The 1,404-nt window shown below is 32.9% G+C and carries 1 protein-coding gene; it reads right to left on the reverse strand.

What is annotated here, in order from left to right; genetic code table 11:
* Positions 1-118: 118 nt before the first annotated feature.
* Positions 119-1,303, reverse strand: a complete 1,185-nt coding sequence (locus D464_RS0112340) for a DUF6734 family protein (protein WP_018911626.1) — start codon at positions 1,301-1,303, stop codon at positions 119-121.
* Between the last annotated feature and the right edge of the window lie 101 nt (positions 1,304-1,404).

Here is a 1,404-nt window from a genome sequence, read left to right on the forward strand (position 1 = left end):
CAGATGTACTAAGCATCTCAGTAATTGCAAGGCTGTTCTCCTGGAACTCGGAAAGATTGATCTTTTCCATTGAGATAAGATTTTTAGTTAGATACTATGTGTTCTTTAAGGCATCCACTTAGTCCATTAATTTATTTCCTAATATCATATAATCATATTCTTGTTTTGTAACAGGAAGTATAACACCAATATCGACAAGTAGGAAAATCCGTTTCCATAAAACATTTATATAATTCTTTTTTTCGGACTCAGGGAAAGACTCATCGAGGTAATTTAAGGCTCTACTTTCAAAGGTGCTTCGCTTACAAATTTTCCCGATGGACTTAAAAATGATCGTATCTATTTTTAAAGCAGGAAAAGTCAATTCACTATCGCGTAATCCTGTTAAAATTATTTTATCACTTTGACAATGAAAATCTGTAGTAGGCAATATAAAAAACTCTGTACTAGTGGATAAGAGCTGGTGAAGGACTTTGCTTTTTCCTAGAGAAATTAAATCTCGCATAAGTACAGAATTCTTTCCACAAGAAAGTTTGTTGCCAAATATAAGCTCTTTCATATATTCATATTCTAACATAGAAGACTCTTGCTTAGTATATTTAAACCCTGAGGATTCCAAAACTGTAGGTAAAGAAAAAAGCTTCTCCAATCTTTGGTAATACTCTGGATAGTTTTTTATAACGAAAGATTCCATTTTTTTACAAACTTGCAATTGTTTTTTATAAAAACCAAGCAGATGCAAGTAATTTCTTTTGTCTGGGACATCATCAAAATTAGCAAAGTTATGGTATTGATTATCCCCAATGTTCTCATGAATAAAACATCCTATCGATTTATTTGAGGACAGTGCCATTTCATAGAGTAATACCTGTTCAAAGAATATATTAAAATTAGAACCTTCCAACTTGTTTACCTTTTCTAGATTTTTATCGACAAAATCAAATGCCATTGATGTATATCGTTGAATAAAATCAATATCATACCCTCCAAAAAGCCCCATATTATAAGCTTTATTGTCTATATGTAGGTCGTATCTTTTCATTTCTCCCGGCATAAAGTTTATAGCAGGACGGACATAACGCCACATCTCCCTATAATAATCGGATGTTGTCTCTTCGTTTTGAACGATTAGATCATGATTTTTTAAACATTCATCTATTCGTGTCCAAATAAAGACATCTCCATCAACATGGATAAATGGCTCCTTACACATTTGATATGCCTTTATCTTCGCCAATGCCCAAAGATTAGGATTATAATGATTAAGGCAATCAAGAGAAACTATTACATCCGTATATGGCAAATGTAATTTAACGTGAGTTCGACGAATTCAGAACAATGCAAGCTGTGTGTCCATGGTTCTTTGTATATTGATGCACGGCTTCTTTGGAAACAGACAATAGG

The organism is Prevotella veroralis DSM 19559 = JCM 6290 (genome assembly GCF_000377625.1).
Classification (GTDB): Bacteria; Bacteroidota; Bacteroidia; order Bacteroidales; family Bacteroidaceae; genus Prevotella; species Prevotella veroralis.